We start from the raw sequence: 17,650 nt of genomic DNA, 5'->3' as shown, positions 1-17,650 counted from the left end.
CTCTGCAGGCCAAACGCCAAAAAAATGGCGCGGGGTGGAGCAGCCAGGTAGCTCGTCAGGCTCATAACCTGAAGGTCAGAGGTTCAAATCCTCTCCCCGCAACCAAATTCCAACATATATTACAATACCCTCGCACCGCCCTCAGCGCGGCTTTAATATACGACATGGCGCTGAAAGCGCGTCCCTCCGCTACCCAAAGATTAGACCTGCCCGTCGCAAAACCACTCACTGTGATGTAAAGTCTGCTCGACCCTTCTAAGGTGCACACATAACGCGTAGCGACAGAGACATTCTAAGTCTGTATCGCCCGCAGAGCAGACATTAAGTTGAATTCAAGCAACGACTGCACCGAGCCCAAAGCGGATGCTGCATCACACGAGAAAGGGAACTAAGTTCCGGATAGGGGACTTTCGCTGCGCCTGCTTGCTTCAAGGCGCCTTGCCTTGATTTGGGACAACGCCATGCCACGGGAACTGTGCCACAAGAGCATTGTCCACAACGAAAGGGCCATACGCCATGCCAGCCGACGTACCACAAGTAGAGCACCATATTGTGGGTGGCGGTATTGCCGGGTTGGCAGCGGCCGTATTCCTTGTCCGGGACGCGGGTGTCGAAGGCGAAAGAGTCCGAATTTATGAACAGCTCGACGTAACCGGGGGGTCTCTCGACGGGTCTGGTAACGCTGCGGATGGATACCTGATCCGCGGCGGTCGGATGTTCGAAGAGCATTTCGTTTGCACCTTTGACCTTCTGGACACCATTCCTTCAGTGGACGACCCCAACGTCTCCGTCACCGAGGACATCTTGGCTTTCAATGGCATGGTGACAGGATCCTCCAACTGCCGCCTTGTGCGTGACGGAAAACCGGCTGCGGATCGCTACGACCTTACGCTCGAAGCCCGTGACATCATCGATATCAACCGTCTGATCTTGCATTCGGAACGCAGCCTGGGCTCCCAGAGAATCGACGACTGGTTCAAGCCATCCTTCTTTGAAAGCAATTTCTGGCTGATGTGGTCCACCATGTTCTCGTTTCAGCCTTGGCACGCGCTAAGCGAGATGCGGCGCTACTTGCGGCGGTTCATCCACCTGTTTCCCGGCTTCACCCGGATCGCCGGGATCCTGCGCACTCGGTACAATCAGTACGACTCGCTGATTGCACCGATCGTGACCTGGTTGCAAGACAGGGGCGTTTATATCGCCATCGGCGCGCAGGTCGTCGATGTGAGGATTGAGGGTGCAAGGCGGGACCGCCGCGTCACCGCTCTGGAGTTTGTGGATGGCACTACGGCACCGATAACCGAATCTGATCGCGTCTATCTGACTCTCGGCTCCATGACTGACTCGTCTGTCATGGGTTCAAATAACCGCGCACCATCCTTGGAGGATAGAGAGGGCGGCGCCTGGTTGCTTTGGCGCAAGCTCGCGGCGCAGCATGAAGGCTTCGGCCATCCCGAGGCGTTCTGCAGCGACACCGGCAAGACCGCGTGGCATTCCTTTACCGCCACCTTGGATGGTCCGGATTTCTTTGAGTTCATGGAGGATTACACCAACAATCGGACCGGAACCGGAGGACTTGTCACCTTTGCCGATTCTGCCTGGACCCTTTCCATCGTGCTCTTTCACCAGCCCCACTTTCGCGGTCAGAAACATGGCACATACACGTTCTGGGGCTATGGGCTGCGGGGTGAACGTTCCGGCGATTTCGTACACAAACCCATGTGGGAGGCCACGGGTGATGAGATCATCTCCGAGCTCTCCTGTCATCTGAGGCTGAACAATGCGCAAAAGGCATGGTTCGAGGGCGCGCGCGTACTGCCCTGTCGGATGCCGTTCATTACCAGCCAGTTCATGCCGCGTCGCCCAGGAGATCGTCCCGATGTGCGCCCGATTGGCGCGCGGAACTTTGCGGTGATCGGGCAATATTGCGAGCTGCCACGGGATTGCGTTTTCACAGTGGAGTATTCTGTGCGCTCCGCCCGCGCTGCCGTGTCGAGCTTGACAGGGCGGGTGGACCCGCCGCCGGCAGTGGCACGCACTGACCTCGACCCGATGGTGCTGGCCCGAGCTGCCCGCGTGCTCTTGGGGATGTGATCGACTTGAGAAATCGCCATACACCACAACCGTTGTCTTGAGAAGAAAAGCTGCACTGCACCTGAGTGACCTCATTCTTTTCTTCTGCAGCATTGGCAGGCCACCGCGAACGGCGTGTGAAAAGCCAATCCGCCAGGTGGGCGTGGATGCTACTCAGATCGGCAAACTGGTCAATCGACCGCAACAAATGGCCCTGAGGCACGTGATCTTCGAGTGAGAACTCATAGAACAGTGATGCCTGCGCTTCCTGCCTCGGTCCCATCATCGTTCAATCCCCCATCTAACACGGAAACTAAATCGGCGACTTCGGTTTCGATCAAGGGCAAGTTTTTCAACAAAATAGGCCCATCTCAGACCTTAGTGCGTGGCGCAGCATCGGTCACAAAAGGGCTCGAAACGGAACTTCTCTGCGCCTGAAATCAATGACCAGTTTGAGCCGCTATCGCGCCGATTGAGACGGAATGGATGAAGGTCCGTTTGGTCCGAAACTCGGACATTGATGCCCGGGAACTCGGTGCGGTCATCATGAACGACCGCATTTTTTGCGGCGCAGCTGAAAGCTTCAGTCGATTTTACGCCGCATCTGCGAGCGTCAGAGCTGGATCATGTCCGTAAGGGCTCAGTGCGGACCTTGAAACGGGTTTCTTGATTGTCACTTTTTAGTCCAAAACGGCCATTATTTCAAACAGACAGGGAATGCGTAGAGATGGCTTCTTAGATTAATAGTTCCGTTAACGTTCGGTATAGGCCAAATCCTCTCCCCGCAACCAAATTCCAACATATATTACAATACGCTAGCGCCGCCCTCAGCGCGGCTTTTATATGCGACATGGCGCTGAAAGCGCGTCCCTCCGCTCCTCAAAGGGTTCAATCAATTACGTCCAGCCCCGAGGCCTCTCAGCGGCGACGACGCGACACGGGACAGAGGAAATGCTCATAGAGGGTTTCGCGGCGGATCACGTTTACCCTCTTGGCAAATATCCGACCTGACGCTGGACAATCTCGTTCTGACGGAGGCTGCGAAGGGAAACTTCTGAGCCCTTCGCGTCGTCGGAAATGCATCGACCATGTGCGGCGGGAGCTTGGCGTGTCTGTGTGCCGCGCCTGCCGCACGCTCGGTCAGCACCGATCCACGCAGCGCGAAGTGTCCCATGGCCGTGCCGATGAGCAACTTCTAACGGACGACATCATCGAGTTCGCCGATCAATACGGGCGCTATGATCCGCGTCGATCGCAAACTCAACCCCACGGACGTACTGGATGCGCTGAAGGACCTTTTCATACTGCGCGGACCGCCCCAATATACAAGATCTGACAATGGCCCGGAACTTATCGCGCAGAAGGTGCGGAACTGGATCGCGGCGGTCCAGGCAAAGACGACCTATTTCGAGCCGGGATCACCCTGGGAAACCGGATACTGTGAAAGCTTCAACGCGCGGTTCCGGGAGGAGCTGCTGAATGGCGAGTTGTTCTACACCTTTCGGGCAGCTCAAATCCTGATCGAGCATTGGCGCACACACTACAACACCGTCAGGCCGCACAGCGCATTGGGCTAACGCCCAACCGCGCCCCAAAGCGTCGTCCCGATGGTCGCAAGGCCCACGATGAACTAACAATCAAACCGGAACCACGAAGTGGCACGCCAAGGCGGTCGGATCGGCCTCAAACGAAAAGACCTGTAGGGACTCGGGATCCTAGCGGCGGCCCTGAACGCTCGGTGCGAACAAGCTCAGGCAAGCAAAAACGAGGGCTGCCACACAGACGATCGTCGGGCCTGCCGGCGTGTCCGCCACATAGGCGGCACGAAGTCCGGCAACTGCTGACGCCCCACCAATGGCCGCTGCGGTCAAGGCCATGGCTTCGGGCGATCGCGCAAGGTTGCGGGCGGCAGCGGCCGGAACGATCAACATCGCTGCGATCAACAGCACGCCAACGACCTTGATGGCAACCGCCACCGTCACGGCCAGAGCAATCGTCAGAACCAGTTGTTCCTTCCTTGGGTCGAATCCGCTGGCATAGGCCAGATCCTCGTTCAATGTCGCCGTCAGCAACCGCGACCAGCGCCAGCCGATCAGCGCGACGACAAGAGCGGCCCCGCCCCAGATCACGGCCAGATCCGCGGGCGACACTGCCAGGATGTCGCCGAAGAGATACGCCATGAGGTCGATTCGTACGCCGGTCAGGAAGGACACCGCCACCAACCCGAAAGCCAGCGCCGAGTGAGCCATGACGCCCAGCAACGTATCCATCGCGTAGCCGCGCCGTGACAGCATGGTGACCGTCAGGGCCATCAGCAGAGCAACGACCAGGGCGCCGGTGAAAACCGACATCTGAAATGCCAATGCGAGCGCCACGCCCAGAATCGCGGCATGGGCGGTCGCATCCCCGAAATAGGCCATACGGCGCCAGACGACGAAACATCCCAAAGGGGCCGCGGCAAAGGCGACGCCTACCCCCGCGAGCGTGGCGCGTATCATGAAATCATCGAGCATCATTCAGCAGCTTCTCGCGTGGTGTCGCATTGGTCATGGGCGTGGTCATGGTCGTGGCGGTACAAGGCCAGCGCGCCGCCGGTGCCCGTTCCGAACAGTGCCCGGTATTCCGGTGCCGAGGCCACCACCGCCGGAGAGCCCGCGCAGCACACGTGCCCATTGAGACAGATGACCCGGTCCGAGGCGCTCATGACCACGTGCAACTCGTGACTGACCATCAAAATGGCGCAGCCGGTTTCCCTACGAACCTCCTCGATCTGACGATAGAAGGCGGCCGAGCCGGGTTGGTCCAGGCCCTGGGTCGCTTCGTCAAGCAAAAGGAGATCGGGCTGGTCGATGAGCGCGCGCGCCAGCAGAACCCTCTGAAACTGCCCGCCGGACAGCTGCGACATCTGGCGCTTCATCAGGTCGGGAGCACCGGCGCGGTTCAGGGCCGCGACGCAGTCTTTGTGCGTCACCGGGTGGGTCAGGCGCATGAACCGTTCGACCGAGATCGGCAGTGTCGGGTCGATATGCAGCTTTTGTGGCACATAGCCAATCTTGAGGCCGGGCTTGCGGATTACCCGGCCGGAGCTTGGTTTCTCCGCGCCGATAACGGCCCGCAACAGGCTGGTCTTGCCCGACCCGTTGGGGCCGACGATAGTGACGATCTCGCCCGGTTCGATCACCATGTCCACGTCGCGCAGAACGGTGTTGGCGCCGTAGCGCAGGCTGAGGTGTTCAACGGTTACGAGGGGCATTATTGGGCCTTTTTGGTACAATCCGGGCACAAGCCTTCGGCTTCCACCACGGTGCGTTCGATTTCGAACCCTGCCGCACGGGCGGCGGCGCCCAAACCTCCCTTTGCCGTTGCCGCCTGTGCCTCGGCGACCGCATCGCATTTTCGACAGATCATGAAGGCCGGCGAATGGGTCGCCCCGGGATGCGAGCAGGCGACAAACGCGTTGAGGCGCTCGATCTTGTGGGCAAACTCGTTTTTGACAAGGAATTCCAGCGCCCGATAGGCCACAGGTGGCTGAGAGCCGAATCCCGCTTCGCGCAGGCGATCCAGAATTGAATAGGCGCCCATCGCGCGATGTTCCTGCAACAACATCTCGAGCACCTTGCGCCGGACCGGGGTCAGGCGCAGCCCACGTTCCTTGCACCGTGCTTCGGCCGCGGCTAGGGCCGTTTCAACGCAACTGTCATGGTCATGTGCGCGAAAGCCGACCGGGGCCGTGTGGTCGGACGGCAGGGATTGCGGATCACTTGTCATGTTATTCCATATCATGTATGTCGCTCGCTATGTTATAAAATCACACAGAGAGTCCGATGTCCAGAACGCTTGTCTTGAAAACGATCGCCGCGGTCTTGCTCGGGGGCGCGGCCATGGCAGATGTGCCCCGCGTGGCTGTCGATATTGCGCCGGTCCATTCGCTGGTGGTGCGGGTCATGGCCGGGGTGGGCAGCCCTGACCTGATCGTGCCGCCCACCGCTTCGCCCCATGAATACAATCTGCGTCCGTCCGAAGCCGCCGCGCTGCAAGAGGCCGATCTGGTGTTCTGGATGGGAAAAGATCTGACCCCCTGGTTGGAAGGTGCGATCGATTCGCTGGCGGGCGGGGCGACCGTGACCACCCTGCTGGAGTCCGATAGCACGCATCTTTTGGACATCCGCGAAGGGGCTTTGTTCGAAGCACACGACCATGATGGTCATGCCGATCATGATGATCATGCTGACCATGAAGGGCACGACCATGCGGATCACGACAATCATGAGCACGACGACCATGATGCCCATGGCCACGAGGACGAGCATGACGATGACCACGCGGACCAACATCGTCATGCACATGGCGCGCATGATCCGCACGCCTGGCTGTCGCCGCAAAACGCCCAAAACTGGCTGACCTTGATCGCAGCACAGCTTTCGGCGGCCGATCCCGAGAATGCAGGCACCTACTACGCCAACGCCGCAGCTGCGCAAGAGGATCTGTCGGCTCTGACCGATGAACTGACCACCATGCTTGCGCCGGTTCGGGGCGGGCGGTTCGTCGTGTTCCACGATGCCTATCAGTATTTCGAGCACGCGTTCGATTTCCCGGCCTCCGGTGCGATCTCGATCAGTGACGCGACCGACCCATCGCCGGCGCGACTTGCGGAAATCCGGGCGCGCATTCGTGACGAAGGCGTCGATTGCGTGTTGACCGAGCCGCAATTCAACCCAGGTCTCGTCGCAACCGTTTTGGAGGGGTCAACGGCCGAGACCGCTGTCATAGACCCGCTGGGGGCGAATTTTGAGCCGGGCGCGGATCTGTATCCGCAGACGATCCGCTACATGGCGCAGACTTTGGCCGACTGTCTGTCGCGGTAGGCTGTATTGCAACAGCGCGCTTGGTGCTTGTCCGGTTGCCGCCGTGACTTGTGGCACGCCACCCCGAAGAAAAGGCTTGCAACCGGTTGCAAAAAATAACATGGTCCCCTCAGATTTCTAATCTGGGGGGATCGAAATGCTCAGGGTCGGATTGCTTGGGGCGGGTCGTATCGGGCAGGTTCATGCGCGGACGATCTCGCAGCACCCGAACAGTGTCCTGTCCGCGGTTTCGGATGCAATCGAGGACAACGCCCGAACATTGGCCGCGGCCCATCGTGCCGACATGCGCCGTTCGGACGACATCATCGCGGACCCGCAGATCGACGCGGTCCTGATCGCGACGCCGACCGATACCCATTCGGGCCTGATCGAGGCCGCAACCGCTGCGGGAAAGGCGGTGCTGTGCGAGAAGCCGGTGGACCTTGACCTGGCCCGCGCCATGGCCTGTCAGCGCGTCGCCGCGCAGAACGGGCAACCCGTCATGATCGGGTTCAACCGCCGGTTCGACCCGAATTTCGCGACTCTCAAGGTCGCGTTGCAGGACGGCGAGATCGGTGCGCCCGAACTGCTGGCCGTGACCTCGTTCGATCCGGCGCCGCCGCCGGTCAGCTACATCAAAGTGTCTGGCGGGCTGTTCCGGGACATGATGATCCACGATTTCGACCTGTCCAACTACATGATGGGCGCGCTGCCCGAAACCATCTCGGCGGTCGGAACCTCGGTCGTCGACCCGGAAATCGCCGCCGCCGGTGATGTCGATACCGCTGTCGTCACCATGACCTATGCGGATGGGAGGATCGCGGTCATCAAGAATTCGCGCCGCGCGGTCTATGGCTATGACCAGCGCGTTGAAATTCTGGGCTCGGGCGGATTGCTGCAGGCGCAGAACGTTCTGGAACACACGGTCGTCAAATCAACCGCCGCTGGCGTCCTCAGTGCCAAACCGACCTATTTCTTTCTCGAGCGCTACATGGCGGCGTATCGCGCCGAATGGGATGCGTTCGTGACGGCGATTACCACCGGAAGCCAGGTGCCGGTCACCCTGGAAGACGGGGTCGCCGCGCTGGCGATGGCCGAGGCCGCGACCCGCTCGGCGCGGACCGGCGCGCCGGTCCGATTGGAGGAATTTTTGAAACCGGTTGCAAAATGACGCCAGATGCGGAAACTGAAATGGTCTCGTAGCGCTACGGGACGGCAGAGATTCGGCCTCGGTCGAATGAAAGGGTCCTGAGACCCGGACAAGGAAATGATCTGTCCTAGTGGGAGGAAACGTAATGAACAAATTTTTCAAAGGGGCGCTCGCCGCCGGCGCGCTGGCGCTGGCCACTCCGGCCTTTGCGCAGGATATCGTGGTCGTGTCGCACGGCCAGGCGAATGACGCGTTCTGGAACGTGGTCAAGAACGGCGTCGAGCAGGCCGGCAAGGACATGGGCGTGAACGTCGAATACCGCGCGCCCGAAACTTTCGACATGGTCGCCATGTCGCAGCTGATCGACGCCGCCGTGAACCAGGAACCCGACGGGCTGATCGTTTCGATCCCGGATGCCGACGCGCTTGGCCCCTCGATCGAACGCGCGGTTGCCGCGGGCATCCCGGTAATATCGATGAACTCGGGCTCGGACGTGTCCAAGGAGCTGGGCGCGGCGCTGCATGTCGGCCAGGATGAGTTCGACGCCGGCAAGGCCGCCGGTGAGAAGCTGGCCGAAATGGGCGGCAAGAATGCGATCTGTGTGAACCACGAAGTCGGCAACGTCGCGCTGGACCTGCGCTGCGCCGGTTTCACCGAGGGCTTTGGCGGCAACGTGACCGTTCTGCCCACGTCGAACGACCCGTCCGAGATCGAGTCGAAAGTGTCGGCGGCTCTGGCTGCGGATGAAAGCGTCGATACCGTGATGGCGCTGGGCGCAAGCTCGGCCGGTGAGCCCGCCGTGGCCGCCGTCAAAGGGTCGGGGCGCGACGTGAACGTGGCCTCGTTCGACCTGTCGGCCAACTTCCTGCAGTCGATCGTCGACGGTGACGCGGCCTTTGCGGTGGACCAGCAGCAGTATCTGCAGGGTTATCTGCCGGTCGTATTCATGGCGCTGAACGCCAAGTACGGCCTGATGCCGGGCGGCAACGTGCCTTCCGGTCCGAACCTGATCACCGCCGACAAGGCCGGTCAGGTGGTCGAGCTGTCAGCTCAGGGCATCCGCTGATACCGGCGGGCTGAAAATCGGGGCGGCGTTAGGGCGCCGCCCCTGCCAAACGGGAGGAAACCATGACCGAGTCTGCACAAGTGGCGGTGGACGAACGGATCAAAAAGGAACCGTTCCTGACCAAGCTGATGAAGCGGCCCGAACTGGGGGCCATTGCAGGGGCGATCCTTGTCTTCATCTTCTTCGCCATCACGGCCGATGAATCGATGTTCACGCTTGCCGGCATCATGAACTTCATGACCCCGGCCGCCCAACTGGGTATTCTGGCCATCGGCGCGGCGCTGCTGATGATTGGGGGCGAGTTTGACCTGTCGATCGGCTCCATGGTGGCCTTTGCCGGCCTGTTCTTCGGGGTCTGCGTGGTGACCTGGCAACTGCCGCTGGCGGCCGCGATCCCGATGACGTTTGCCTTTGCGGCCTTTGTCGGGGCAGTCAACGGCACCATCGTCATCCGCTCGGGCCTGCCATCCTTCATCGTGACGCTGGCCTTTCTGTTCATTCTGCGCGGTCTGTCCCTGGTGGGGCTCAAGGCGGCCACCGGCGGGTCGACCCAGCTGCGCGGAGTGCGCGACCAGGTCGAAAATGACTGGCTCGCGCCGTTCTTTTCCGGCGAAGCTTTCGGCAGCCTGTTCACCTGGCTGGCCGAAAAGGGCTTGATCGACACGTTCAAAAGCGGCGCGCCCAAAGTGCCGGGTGTCCCGGTTGAAATCCTGTGGTTCGTGGCCTTCGCCATCGCCGCCACCTATGTTCTGCTGCGCACTCCGGCCGGCAACTGGATCTTCGCCTCGGGCGGCGATCGGGTTGCCGCGTCGAACTCGGGCGTACCGGTGAACCGGGTCAAGATATCCCTGTTCATGTTGACCGCCTGCTGCGCTGCGCTGGTGGCGATCATCACCGTGATCGATGCAGGCTCGACCGATGCGCGGCGCGGCTTCCAGAAGGAATTCGAGGCGATCATCGCCGCGGTGATCGGCGGCTGTCTGCTGACCGGCGGGTATGGCTCGGCCATCGGAGCGTTCTTCGGGGCGATTATCTTCGGCATGGTGGTCATCGGCCTGACCTATACCGATTTCGATCAGGACTGGTTCCAGGTGTTCCTGGGGGCGATGCTGCTGATCGCCGTTCTGTTCAACAACGCGATCCGCAAACGCGTAACCGGGGAGCGCTGACATGACCGAAGATACCAAGTTCCATCACGGCGACGCGGTCAAGGATGTGGCCCCGATCGTCGAAATGAAGGGCATCGAAAAGCATTTCGGCAATATCATCGCGTTGGCGGGCGTCAGCTTCGACGTCAAACCGGGTGAATGCCACTGCCTGCTGGGTGACAACGGGGCGGGCAAATCGACCTTCATCAAGACGATGTCGGGCGTGCACAAACCCACCAAGGGCGAGATCTATTTCGAAGGTCAGCCGATGTCCTTCGACACGCCTCGCGACGCGATGGAGGCGGGCATCGCCACCGTGTTCCAGGACCTGGCGATGATCCCGCTGATGAGCGTCACGCGCAATTTCTTCATGGGGCGCGAGCCGACCAAGGGGAAAGGCCTGTTGAAACGGTTCGACATCGAGCACGCCAACGAGGTCTGCATGGAAGAGATGCGCAAGATGGGCATCAACCTGCGTGGCCCCGATCAGGCGGTAGGCACCCTGTCGGGGGGCGAGCGCCAGACCGTGGCGATCGCCCGCGCGGTCTATTTCGGCGCCAAGATCCTTATCCTGGACGAACCGACCTCGGCGCTGGGCGTGCGGCAGACCTCGAACGTGCTGGCCACCATCGACAAGGTGCGCAGCCAGGGTATCGGCGTGGTCTTCATCAGCCACAATGTCCGGCACGCGCTGGCCGTGGGCGACCGGTTCACGGTTCTGAACCGCGGCAAGACGCTGGGCACCGCCCGGCGCGGCGAGATCTCGCCCGAAGAGCTGCAGGACATGATGGCCGGCGGGCAGGAGATGGCCGAGTTGGAAGGGTCGCTGGGCGGCACCGTCTGAAGGATTCTCCCCGGTGTCCCGCATCATGGGGGGCACCAGTATCACCAGGGTCCGGCAGGCCGGGCCACCCGGTCTGGGTGGTGGGCGTGTCGGATCCTTTCACGACAGAATGATTGCAACGGATTGCCCACGGCGGCCTCGTTCTGAAAGGGATCATGATGAGCAAGACAATCCGATTGACCGCGGCGCAGGCCCTGGTGCGTTACCTCGGCGCGCAGATGAACGAAGACGGCGAGCCCTTCATCGCCGGTGTCTGGGCCATTTTCGGCCATGGCAACGTGGCCGGTCTGGGCGAAGCGCTCTACGGCGTGCGCGACAGCCTGCCCACCTATCGCGGTCACAATGAACAGACCATGGCCCATTGCGCGATCGCCTATGCCAAGCAGATGCGGCGCAGTCGGGCCATGGCGGTCACCTCGTCGATCGGGCCGGGGGCGACCAACATGGTCACGGCCGCCGCGCTGGCTCATGTGAACCGCCTGCCGGTGCTGCTGTTGCCGGGCGATGTGTTCGCCAGCCGTGGCCCTGACCCCGTTCTGCAACAGATCGAGGATTTCACCGACGGCACCGTTAGCGCCAATGACTGTTTCCGCCCGGTCAGCCGCTATTTCGACCGGATCACCCGGCCCGAACATCTGCTGACTGCCCTGCCGCGCGCCTTCCGCACCATGACCGACCCGGCCGATTGCGGGCCGGTGACCTTGGGCTTTTGCCAGGACGTGCAGGCCGAGGCCTATGACTATCCGCTCAGCTTCTTCGAGCCGCGCATCTGGCACCAGCGCCGCATCCGCCCCGACGAAGGCGAGCTGGCCCGCGCGGCCGAAGCCATCCGGTCGGCCAAACGCCCGATCATCGTGGCCGGTGGCGGTGTCCATTACTCCGGCGCGACCGACGCGCTGCAGGCCTTTGCCGAGACCCACAACATCCCCGTGGCCGAGACGCAGGCCGGCAAATCGGCCCTGGCCTGGGATCACCCGCTGAACCTGGGCCCGGTCGGCGTGACCGGGGGCGAACCCGCCAACACCGTGTGCGCCGAGGCGGATCTGATCCTGGGTATCGGCACGCGGTTTCAGGACTTCACCACCGGGTCCTGGGGGTTATTTTCCAACCCCGAGCGCAAGATGGTCTGCCTGAACACCGCCGCCTATGACGCCGCGAAACACGGCGCGATGCCGCTGCTGGCCGATGCGCGGGTCGGGATCGAGGAATTGGGTGCGGCCCTGCAGGGCTATCGCGCCCAGCCGGTTCCCGACACGCTCAAGGCCGAGTGGTTTGCCAAGGTCGATGCGCTGACGGATGCGCCGGGCGACGCCAACGCGCTGCCTACCGACATGCAGGTGGTAGGCGCGGTGCAGCGCGCGGCGCATGACGACACGGTGGTGATGTGCGCCGCCGGCACCATGCCGGGCGAGCTGCACAAGCTGTGGAAGGCGCCGCGTCCGGGGGCCTATCACATGGAATACGGCTTCAGCTGCATGGGCTACGAGATCGCCGGCGCCATGGGCATCAAGATGGCCCAGCCCGACCGGGACGTGATCTGTTTCACCGGGGACGGCACCTACATGATGGCCAACTCGGAACTGGCGACGGCAGCGATGATGGGCGTGTCCTTCACCGTGGTGATCACCGACAACCGGGGCTTTGGCTGCATCAACCGGCTGCAGATGGGCACCGGCGGGGCCGAGTTCAACAACCTGCTGGACCATGCGGTGCACGAGACGCCATCGGCCATCGACTTCGCGGCCCACGCGGCGGCGATGGGGGCGACCGCGGTCAAGGTCGGCTCGATCGCCGAGCTGGAAGAGGCGCTGGCCAAACGCGGCGAGGTAAAAGGCCCCTATGTGATCGTCATCGACACCGACCCGTACCCCTCGACCGAATATGGCGGCACGTGGTGGGAGGTGGCGGTGCCCGAGGTCAGCACCCGCCCCGAAGTGAATGAAAAACGCGCAGCCTACGAGGCTGCTATCAAGGAAAGAAACACCAAATGAGCGTGAAGATCGGCATCTCTCCGATTGCGTGGCAAAATGACGACCTGCCCGACCTGACGGCGGCGTTCACGATGGAACAGGCCCTGAAAGAGGCGCGTCAGATCGGCTATACCGGGGTCGAGCGCGGGCAGCGTATGCCCGCCGACACAGAGGGTCTGCGCGCCTATCTGGAAGGCAACGACATTGCCCTGTGCGGTGGCTGGTGTTCGGGCAATTCGCTGGTCAACGATTTCGCCGCTGAACGCGACGCGGTACGCGCGCAGGTCGAACAGTTCGTGGCGTTGAACAGCCCCTGCATCGTCTATGCCGAATGCTCGAATACGGTTCAGGGCCAGATCGGCACCCCGGTCAATGACCGCCCGCAACTGTCGAAGGATGAGATCAGGGCCTATGGCGCCAAGATCACCGAACTGGCCAAGTGGATGGCCGATCAGGGGATGCCGATGGCCTATCACCACCACATGGGCACGATCATAGAAAGCGAAGATGACGTGAACTGGCTGATGGACGGATCCGGGCCGGAGGTGAAACTGTGCTTTGACACCGGGCATCTGCTGTTTGGCGGCGGTGATGTGCTGGCCACGCTGAACCGCTGGGGCGACCGGGTGCATCATGTGCATTTCAAGGACATCCGCCCCGGCATCGTGCGCGACACCCGCGGCAACCGGCGCAGTTTCCTGGATGCGGTGATCGCGGGGGCCTTCACGGTTCCCGGCGATGGCTGCATCGACTTTCAGGAGGTCGCCCATGCGTTGAAAGCCATGGATTACGAAGGCTGGATCGTGGTCGAGGCCGAGCAGGACCCGGCCAAGGCCCCGCCCTATGAATACTCGAAGATGGGCTATGACCACATCGTCGAGGTCTGCGGTCAGGCCGGCTTGACGATCACGGCCTGATCTTTCGCCCCCCGGGGCGCCGCCATGGGAAAGGAGCGTTTCATGGTCCGTCAGCAACCTGGTTTCGTCGGCTATTTCGGTCGTGAGTCCTGTGATCTGGACGAATTCAAGGCGCTGACCTCGCAGAGTCTGCGGCCCGAGCAGGTACCCCACGCGGCCGCGGTGGAAAAGAACGTGCCGGTCTATGACATGCACGCGCTGCGGCCCGCCTTGGAAACACCCGAAGCCCGGCGCGCCCTGCTGGCGGAATGGGGCTGGGTTTTGGGCCGATCTGCCGGGGTGATCGCGTTGAAAGGCGCCTATGCCGATACCGCGGTCATCGACCGGGCAACCGAGGTGTTTCGCCGGATCATCGAGGAAGAGCGTCAGGCCGGTGGCGGCGAAGGCGATCACTTTGCGGCCTCGGGCGCGAATGACAGGGTGTGGAACGCGCTGCAAAAGCAATGCCTGCGCGACCCCGAGGGCTTTGCGCTCTATTTCGGCAACACGGCGATTGCCGCCGCCTGCGAGGCTTGGCTGGGTCCCGATTACCAGATGACCGCGCAGATAAACCAGGTGCGGCCGGGTGGAAAGGCGCAGCAGGCGCATCGCGATTATCACCTGGGGTTCCAGACCGCCGACAAGGCGGCGCAGTTCCCGTCGCATGCCCATATGGTCACCGCCGCGCTGACCCTGCAGGGCGCGGTTGCCCATTGCGACATGCCCATCGAGAGCGGCCCGACCAAACTGTTGCCGTTCTCTCAGCTTTATGGCCCCGGCTATGTCGCCTTCCACGACGACGCGCATCGGGCGCATTTCGAACAGGCCTGCATCCAGTTGTCGCTGGCCAAGGGCGATGCGGTGTTCTTCAACCCGGCGCTGTTCCATGCCGCCGGCGAAAACAGCAGCGCCGACATCCACCGGATGGCCAACCTGTTGCAGGTTTCGTCGGCCTTCGGGCGGGCGATGGAGGCTGTGGACCGCAAGGCGATGTGTCTGGCCGTATTCCCCGCGCTGGTGGCGTTGAAACAGCGCGGCGATCTGGATGATGCCCGCATCGGTGCCGCAATCGCGGCCACGGCCGAAGGCTATCCCTTTCCGACCAATCTGGATACCGATCCGCCGATAGGTGGGAACGCTCCGCCCAGCCAGGCGGACATCCTGCGCCGGGCGGTCTCGGAAAGCTGGACGCAGGCGCAGTTGGAACAGGCGCTGGACGCGCTGCGGTTGCGGCAGGCGGCATGAGGGAACCCGGGCGGCCGGTGCTGCCCCAACACAGGTGAAACCGATGGCAGAACTTCTGAGAAAACCGTTCGGAACCCATGGTAAGGTGCATGACATCACGCCCGCCAGCGCCGGCTGGCGCTATGTGGGCTTTGGTCTTTTTCACCTGCGGGCGGGCGACCGCGCCGCCGAGGTCACCGGCGACCGCGAGGTCATTCTGGTGATGGTCGAGGGCAAGGCCCGGATCACCGGCGCCGGGCAGGATTGGGGCGTGTTGGGCGACCGGATGAACGTGTTCGAAAAATCTCCGCCCCATTGCCTGTACCTGCCCAACGGCACCGAGTGGGAGGCCACGGCCGAAACCGATTGCGTGATCGCCGTGTGCTCGGCCCCGGGCAAGGGCGGCCATGCCCCGCGCCGGATCGGGCCCGAGGGCATCACCCTGACCGAGCGCGGCAAGGGAACGAACACGCGCCACATCAACAACATCGCGATGGAGGCCGAAGATTATGCCGACAGCCTTCTGGTGACCGAGGTCTTTACCCCCAGCGGCCATTGGTCATCTTACCCCAGCCACCGGCATGACGAGGATGACTATCCCCGCATCACCTATCTGGAAGAGACCTACTACCACCGCCTGAACCCGGCCAGCGGCTTTGGCATCCAGCGCGTCTATACCGATGACGGTCAGTTGGACGAAACCATGGCCGTGTCCGATGGCGATGTGGTACTGGTGCCGCGCGGGCACCACCCCTGCGGGGCGCCCTATGGGTTCGAGATGTATTACCTGAACGTCATGGCCGGACCACTGCGCAAATGGCGTTTCGTTCCGGCGCCCGAAGTGGAATGGATCATGGAGCGCGACAAATGACAAAGGACTTTGCCATCTATCCCAGCCTGAAAGGGCGCACGGTGTTCGTGACCGGCGGGGCCTCGGGCATCGGGCGCGAGATCGTGCGCGGATTTGCCGAACAGGGGGCCAAGGTCGGCTTTGTTGACATCAACGCCGAGGGCGGCAACGCGCTGCTGGCCGAATTGGACGGACCCCACGCCTTTGCCGCCTGCGACCTGCGCGACATCGCGGCGCTGCGGTCCGCTTTTGACGAGCTGGCGGGCGCGCTGGGCGCGGCGGACGTTCTGGTCAACAACGCCGCGCATGACGACCGGCACGACTGGCGCGAGGTAACGTCGGACTATTGGGACGAGCGCATGGCGACCAACCTCCGCCATATGTTCTTTGCCATCCAGTCCGTGGCGCCCGGCATGATCGACAAGGGCGCGGGATCGATCATCAATATCGGCTCGAACTCGTGGTGGGAGGCCGGCGCGGGCTTTCCCGCCTATGCCACCGCAAAATCCGCTGTGCACGGCCTGACCCGCACCATGGCGCGGGAACTGGGCGATCACCGGATCCGGGTCAACACGGTCGTGCCCGGCTGGATCATGACCCAGCGCCAGAAAGACTTGTGGGTCACCCCCGAAGCGCTGGCCAAACAGATTGACCGCCAATGCCTGCCCGACCCGATCGACCCGGTCTATGTGGCGCGGATGGTGCTGTTTTTGGCCTCGGACGACGCGGCCATGTGCAGTGCCGGGAACTTCATGGTCGAGGGCGGCTCGATCTGAGTACTTTCATGCCGAAAGCGAAATCAATGCCTCAACCGTTTCAACTTGCGGCCTGTGCCGAGATGCTGTGGCTGGACAGGCCGATGGAATGGCGCGCCGCCCGGCTGGCCGAGTTGGGGTTCGGCGTCGGGCTGTGGAACTGGCCGGATCTCGATATTGACAAGCTGATCGCAACCGGCGCCAGTTTCACCATCATGAACGGCTATCTTCGGGGGCGGCTGGCTGATGATGACGGGGCCGATATGCTGCTGGCTTCGGCCGCCGAAACAATTCAGGTCGGCAAGCGACTTGGCGTTGCACGTCTGAACCTGCATGGCACCGGTCTGGGCGATGGCGGAATCCCGATCTGGCAGCATGACGTGGTCACAGGGTCGATGTGGCTCAAGGCTCGGGACACCCTGAACCGCATCTGCGATCTGGCCGAGGCCAACGATGTGGTGTTCACGCTTGAAAACCTGAATCTGCTAGACCATCCCGGCTGTCCGTTTGGGTCAACGGCGGACGTGCTTTCCTTGGTTTCTTCGGTTGATCGTCCGCAGTTGCGGATCAATCTCGACCTTTACCATACCCAGATCGGCGAGGGGGACCTGATCCGCTGGTGTGAAAAATGCCTGCCCTGGATCGGAGAGGTGCAGGTGGCCGACAATCCCGGCCGCTGCGAGCCCGGGACCGGCGAGATCAATTATGCCACAGTGGCGCGTGCATTGAACGACCTAGGCTATCGTGGCCCTGTCGGGATGGAAGCCTTTGCCTCAGGCGATCCGGAAGACGCGCTGGACGCCTTCCGGTCGGCATTCACGCTCTGAGCG

At 62.2% G+C, this 17,650-nt stretch carries 15 protein-coding genes, 1 tRNA gene and 2 pseudogenes; 14 read left to right on the top strand and 4 right to left on the bottom strand.

What is annotated here, in order from left to right; translation table 11 throughout:
• Nucleotides 1-28: 28 nt before the first annotated feature.
• Both AC2FM3_RS08465 and AC2FM3_RS08460 read left to right on the top strand, forming a co-directional pair.
• Nucleotides 29-105: transfer RNA gene (locus AC2FM3_RS08465), tRNA-Met, on the top strand.
• 411 nt (nt 106-516) lie between these two features.
• Nucleotides 517-2,094, top strand: a complete 1,578-nt coding sequence (locus AC2FM3_RS08460) for an oleate hydratase (protein WP_496680581.1) — start codon at nt 517-519, stop codon at nt 2,092-2,094.
• Between the two features lie 124 nt (nt 2,095-2,218).
• Here the strand turns inward: AC2FM3_RS08460 and AC2FM3_RS08455 are convergent.
• Nucleotides 2,219-2,359, bottom strand: a pseudogene (locus tag AC2FM3_RS08455) (IS5/IS1182 family transposase); the annotation flags it as partial.
• Between the two features lie 712 nt (nt 2,360-3,071).
• Here AC2FM3_RS08455 and AC2FM3_RS08450 point away from each other — a divergent pair.
• A pseudogene (locus AC2FM3_RS08450) lies at nt 3,072-3,650 on the top strand (integrase core domain-containing protein); the annotation flags it as partial.
• Between the two features lie 138 nt (nt 3,651-3,788).
• Here the strand turns inward: AC2FM3_RS08450 and AC2FM3_RS08445 are convergent.
• From AC2FM3_RS08445 to AC2FM3_RS08435, 3 genes are read right to left on the bottom strand one after another with little or no spacing between them, the layout of a single operon-like run.
• The gene (locus AC2FM3_RS08445) at nt 3,789-4,586 is read right to left on the bottom strand and encodes a metal ABC transporter permease (protein ID WP_496680588.1); all 798 of its coding nucleotides are present in this window, start codon (nt 4,584-4,586) and stop codon (nt 3,789-3,791) included.
• Nucleotides 4,586-5,326, bottom strand: coding sequence for an ATP-binding cassette domain-containing protein (locus AC2FM3_RS08440; RefSeq protein WP_496680580.1), 741 nt, complete (start codon nt 5,324-5,326; stop codon nt 4,586-4,588). Before AC2FM3_RS08440 ends, AC2FM3_RS08445 begins: the two co-directional genes overlap by 1 nt.
• The gene (locus tag AC2FM3_RS08435; protein WP_496680579.1) at nt 5,326-5,841 is read right to left on the bottom strand and encodes a transcriptional repressor; all 516 of its coding nucleotides are present in this window, start codon (nt 5,839-5,841) and stop codon (nt 5,326-5,328) included. The genes AC2FM3_RS08440 and AC2FM3_RS08435 overlap by 1 nt, the downstream gene beginning before the upstream one ends.
• Before the next feature lie 56 nt (nt 5,842-5,897).
• Here AC2FM3_RS08435 and AC2FM3_RS08430 point away from each other — a divergent pair, with 56 nt between their 5' ends.
• The 11 genes from AC2FM3_RS08430 to AC2FM3_RS08380 all read left to right on the top strand — a co-directional run bounded on the left by AC2FM3_RS08430 (nt 5,898) and on the right by AC2FM3_RS08380 (nt 17,647).
• Entirely contained in the window at nt 5,898-6,938 is a 1,041-nt protein-coding gene (locus AC2FM3_RS08430) for a zinc ABC transporter substrate-binding protein (RefSeq protein ID WP_496680577.1), read from the top strand.
• 136 nt (nt 6,939-7,074) lie between these two features.
• Entirely contained in the window at nt 7,075-8,088 is a 1,014-nt protein-coding gene (iolG, locus tag AC2FM3_RS08425; RefSeq protein ID WP_496680576.1) for an inositol 2-dehydrogenase, read from the top strand.
• 124 nt (nt 8,089-8,212) lie between these two features.
• A complete protein-coding gene (locus AC2FM3_RS08420; protein WP_496680575.1) occupies nt 8,213-9,133 on the top strand; it encodes a sugar ABC transporter substrate-binding protein in 921 nt (306 codons plus the stop codon).
• 62 nt (nt 9,134-9,195) lie between these two features.
• On the top strand, nt 9,196-10,302 hold the full coding sequence (locus tag AC2FM3_RS08415; RefSeq protein ID WP_496680574.1) for an ABC transporter permease: 1,107 nt from the start codon (nt 9,196-9,198) through the stop codon (nt 10,300-10,302).
• 1 nt (nt 10,303) lies between these two features.
• Nucleotides 10,304-11,125 (top strand): ATP-binding cassette domain-containing protein, encoded by an 822-nt coding sequence (locus AC2FM3_RS08410; RefSeq protein WP_496680572.1) that lies wholly within the window; start codon nt 10,304-10,306, stop codon nt 11,123-11,125.
• Between the two features lie 158 nt (nt 11,126-11,283).
• A complete protein-coding gene (gene iolD / locus AC2FM3_RS08405; RefSeq protein ID WP_496680571.1) occupies nt 11,284-13,116 on the top strand; it encodes a 3D-(3,5/4)-trihydroxycyclohexane-1,2-dione acylhydrolase (decyclizing) in 1,833 nt (610 codons plus the stop codon).
• The gene (iolE, locus tag AC2FM3_RS08400) at nt 13,113-14,012 is read left to right on the top strand and encodes a myo-inosose-2 dehydratase (RefSeq protein ID WP_496680569.1); all 900 of its coding nucleotides are present in this window, start codon (nt 13,113-13,115) and stop codon (nt 14,010-14,012) included. Before iolD ends, iolE begins: the two co-directional genes overlap by 4 nt.
• A 42-nt stretch (nt 14,013-14,054) precedes the next feature.
• Nucleotides 14,055-15,236, top strand: coding sequence for a phytanoyl-CoA dioxygenase family protein (locus AC2FM3_RS08395; protein WP_496680567.1), 1,182 nt, complete (start codon nt 14,055-14,057; stop codon nt 15,234-15,236).
• A 43-nt stretch (nt 15,237-15,279) separates the two neighbouring features.
• Nucleotides 15,280-16,086, top strand: coding sequence for a 5-deoxy-glucuronate isomerase (iolB, locus tag AC2FM3_RS08390; RefSeq protein ID WP_496680566.1), 807 nt, complete (start codon nt 15,280-15,282; stop codon nt 16,084-16,086).
• Complete coding sequence (locus AC2FM3_RS08385; RefSeq protein WP_496680565.1) at nt 16,083-16,841, top strand: SDR family NAD(P)-dependent oxidoreductase; 759 nt, start codon at nt 16,083-16,085, stop codon at nt 16,839-16,841. The genes iolB and AC2FM3_RS08385 overlap by 4 nt, the downstream gene beginning before the upstream one ends.
• 26 nt (nt 16,842-16,867) lie before the next feature.
• Nucleotides 16,868-17,647 carry a TIM barrel protein gene (locus tag AC2FM3_RS08380; protein WP_496680563.1) on the top strand — a complete coding sequence of 260 codons (780 nt, stop codon included), beginning with the start codon at nt 16,868-16,870 and terminating at the stop codon, nt 17,645-17,647.
• Nucleotides 17,648-17,650: the final 3 nt, after the last annotated feature.

The sequence above is a fragment of the Ruegeria sp. BHSB172 genome (genome assembly GCF_059613165.1).
Note: the sequence above shows the minus strand (reverse complement) of the source record. Positions and strands in the feature narration are given on the sequence as shown.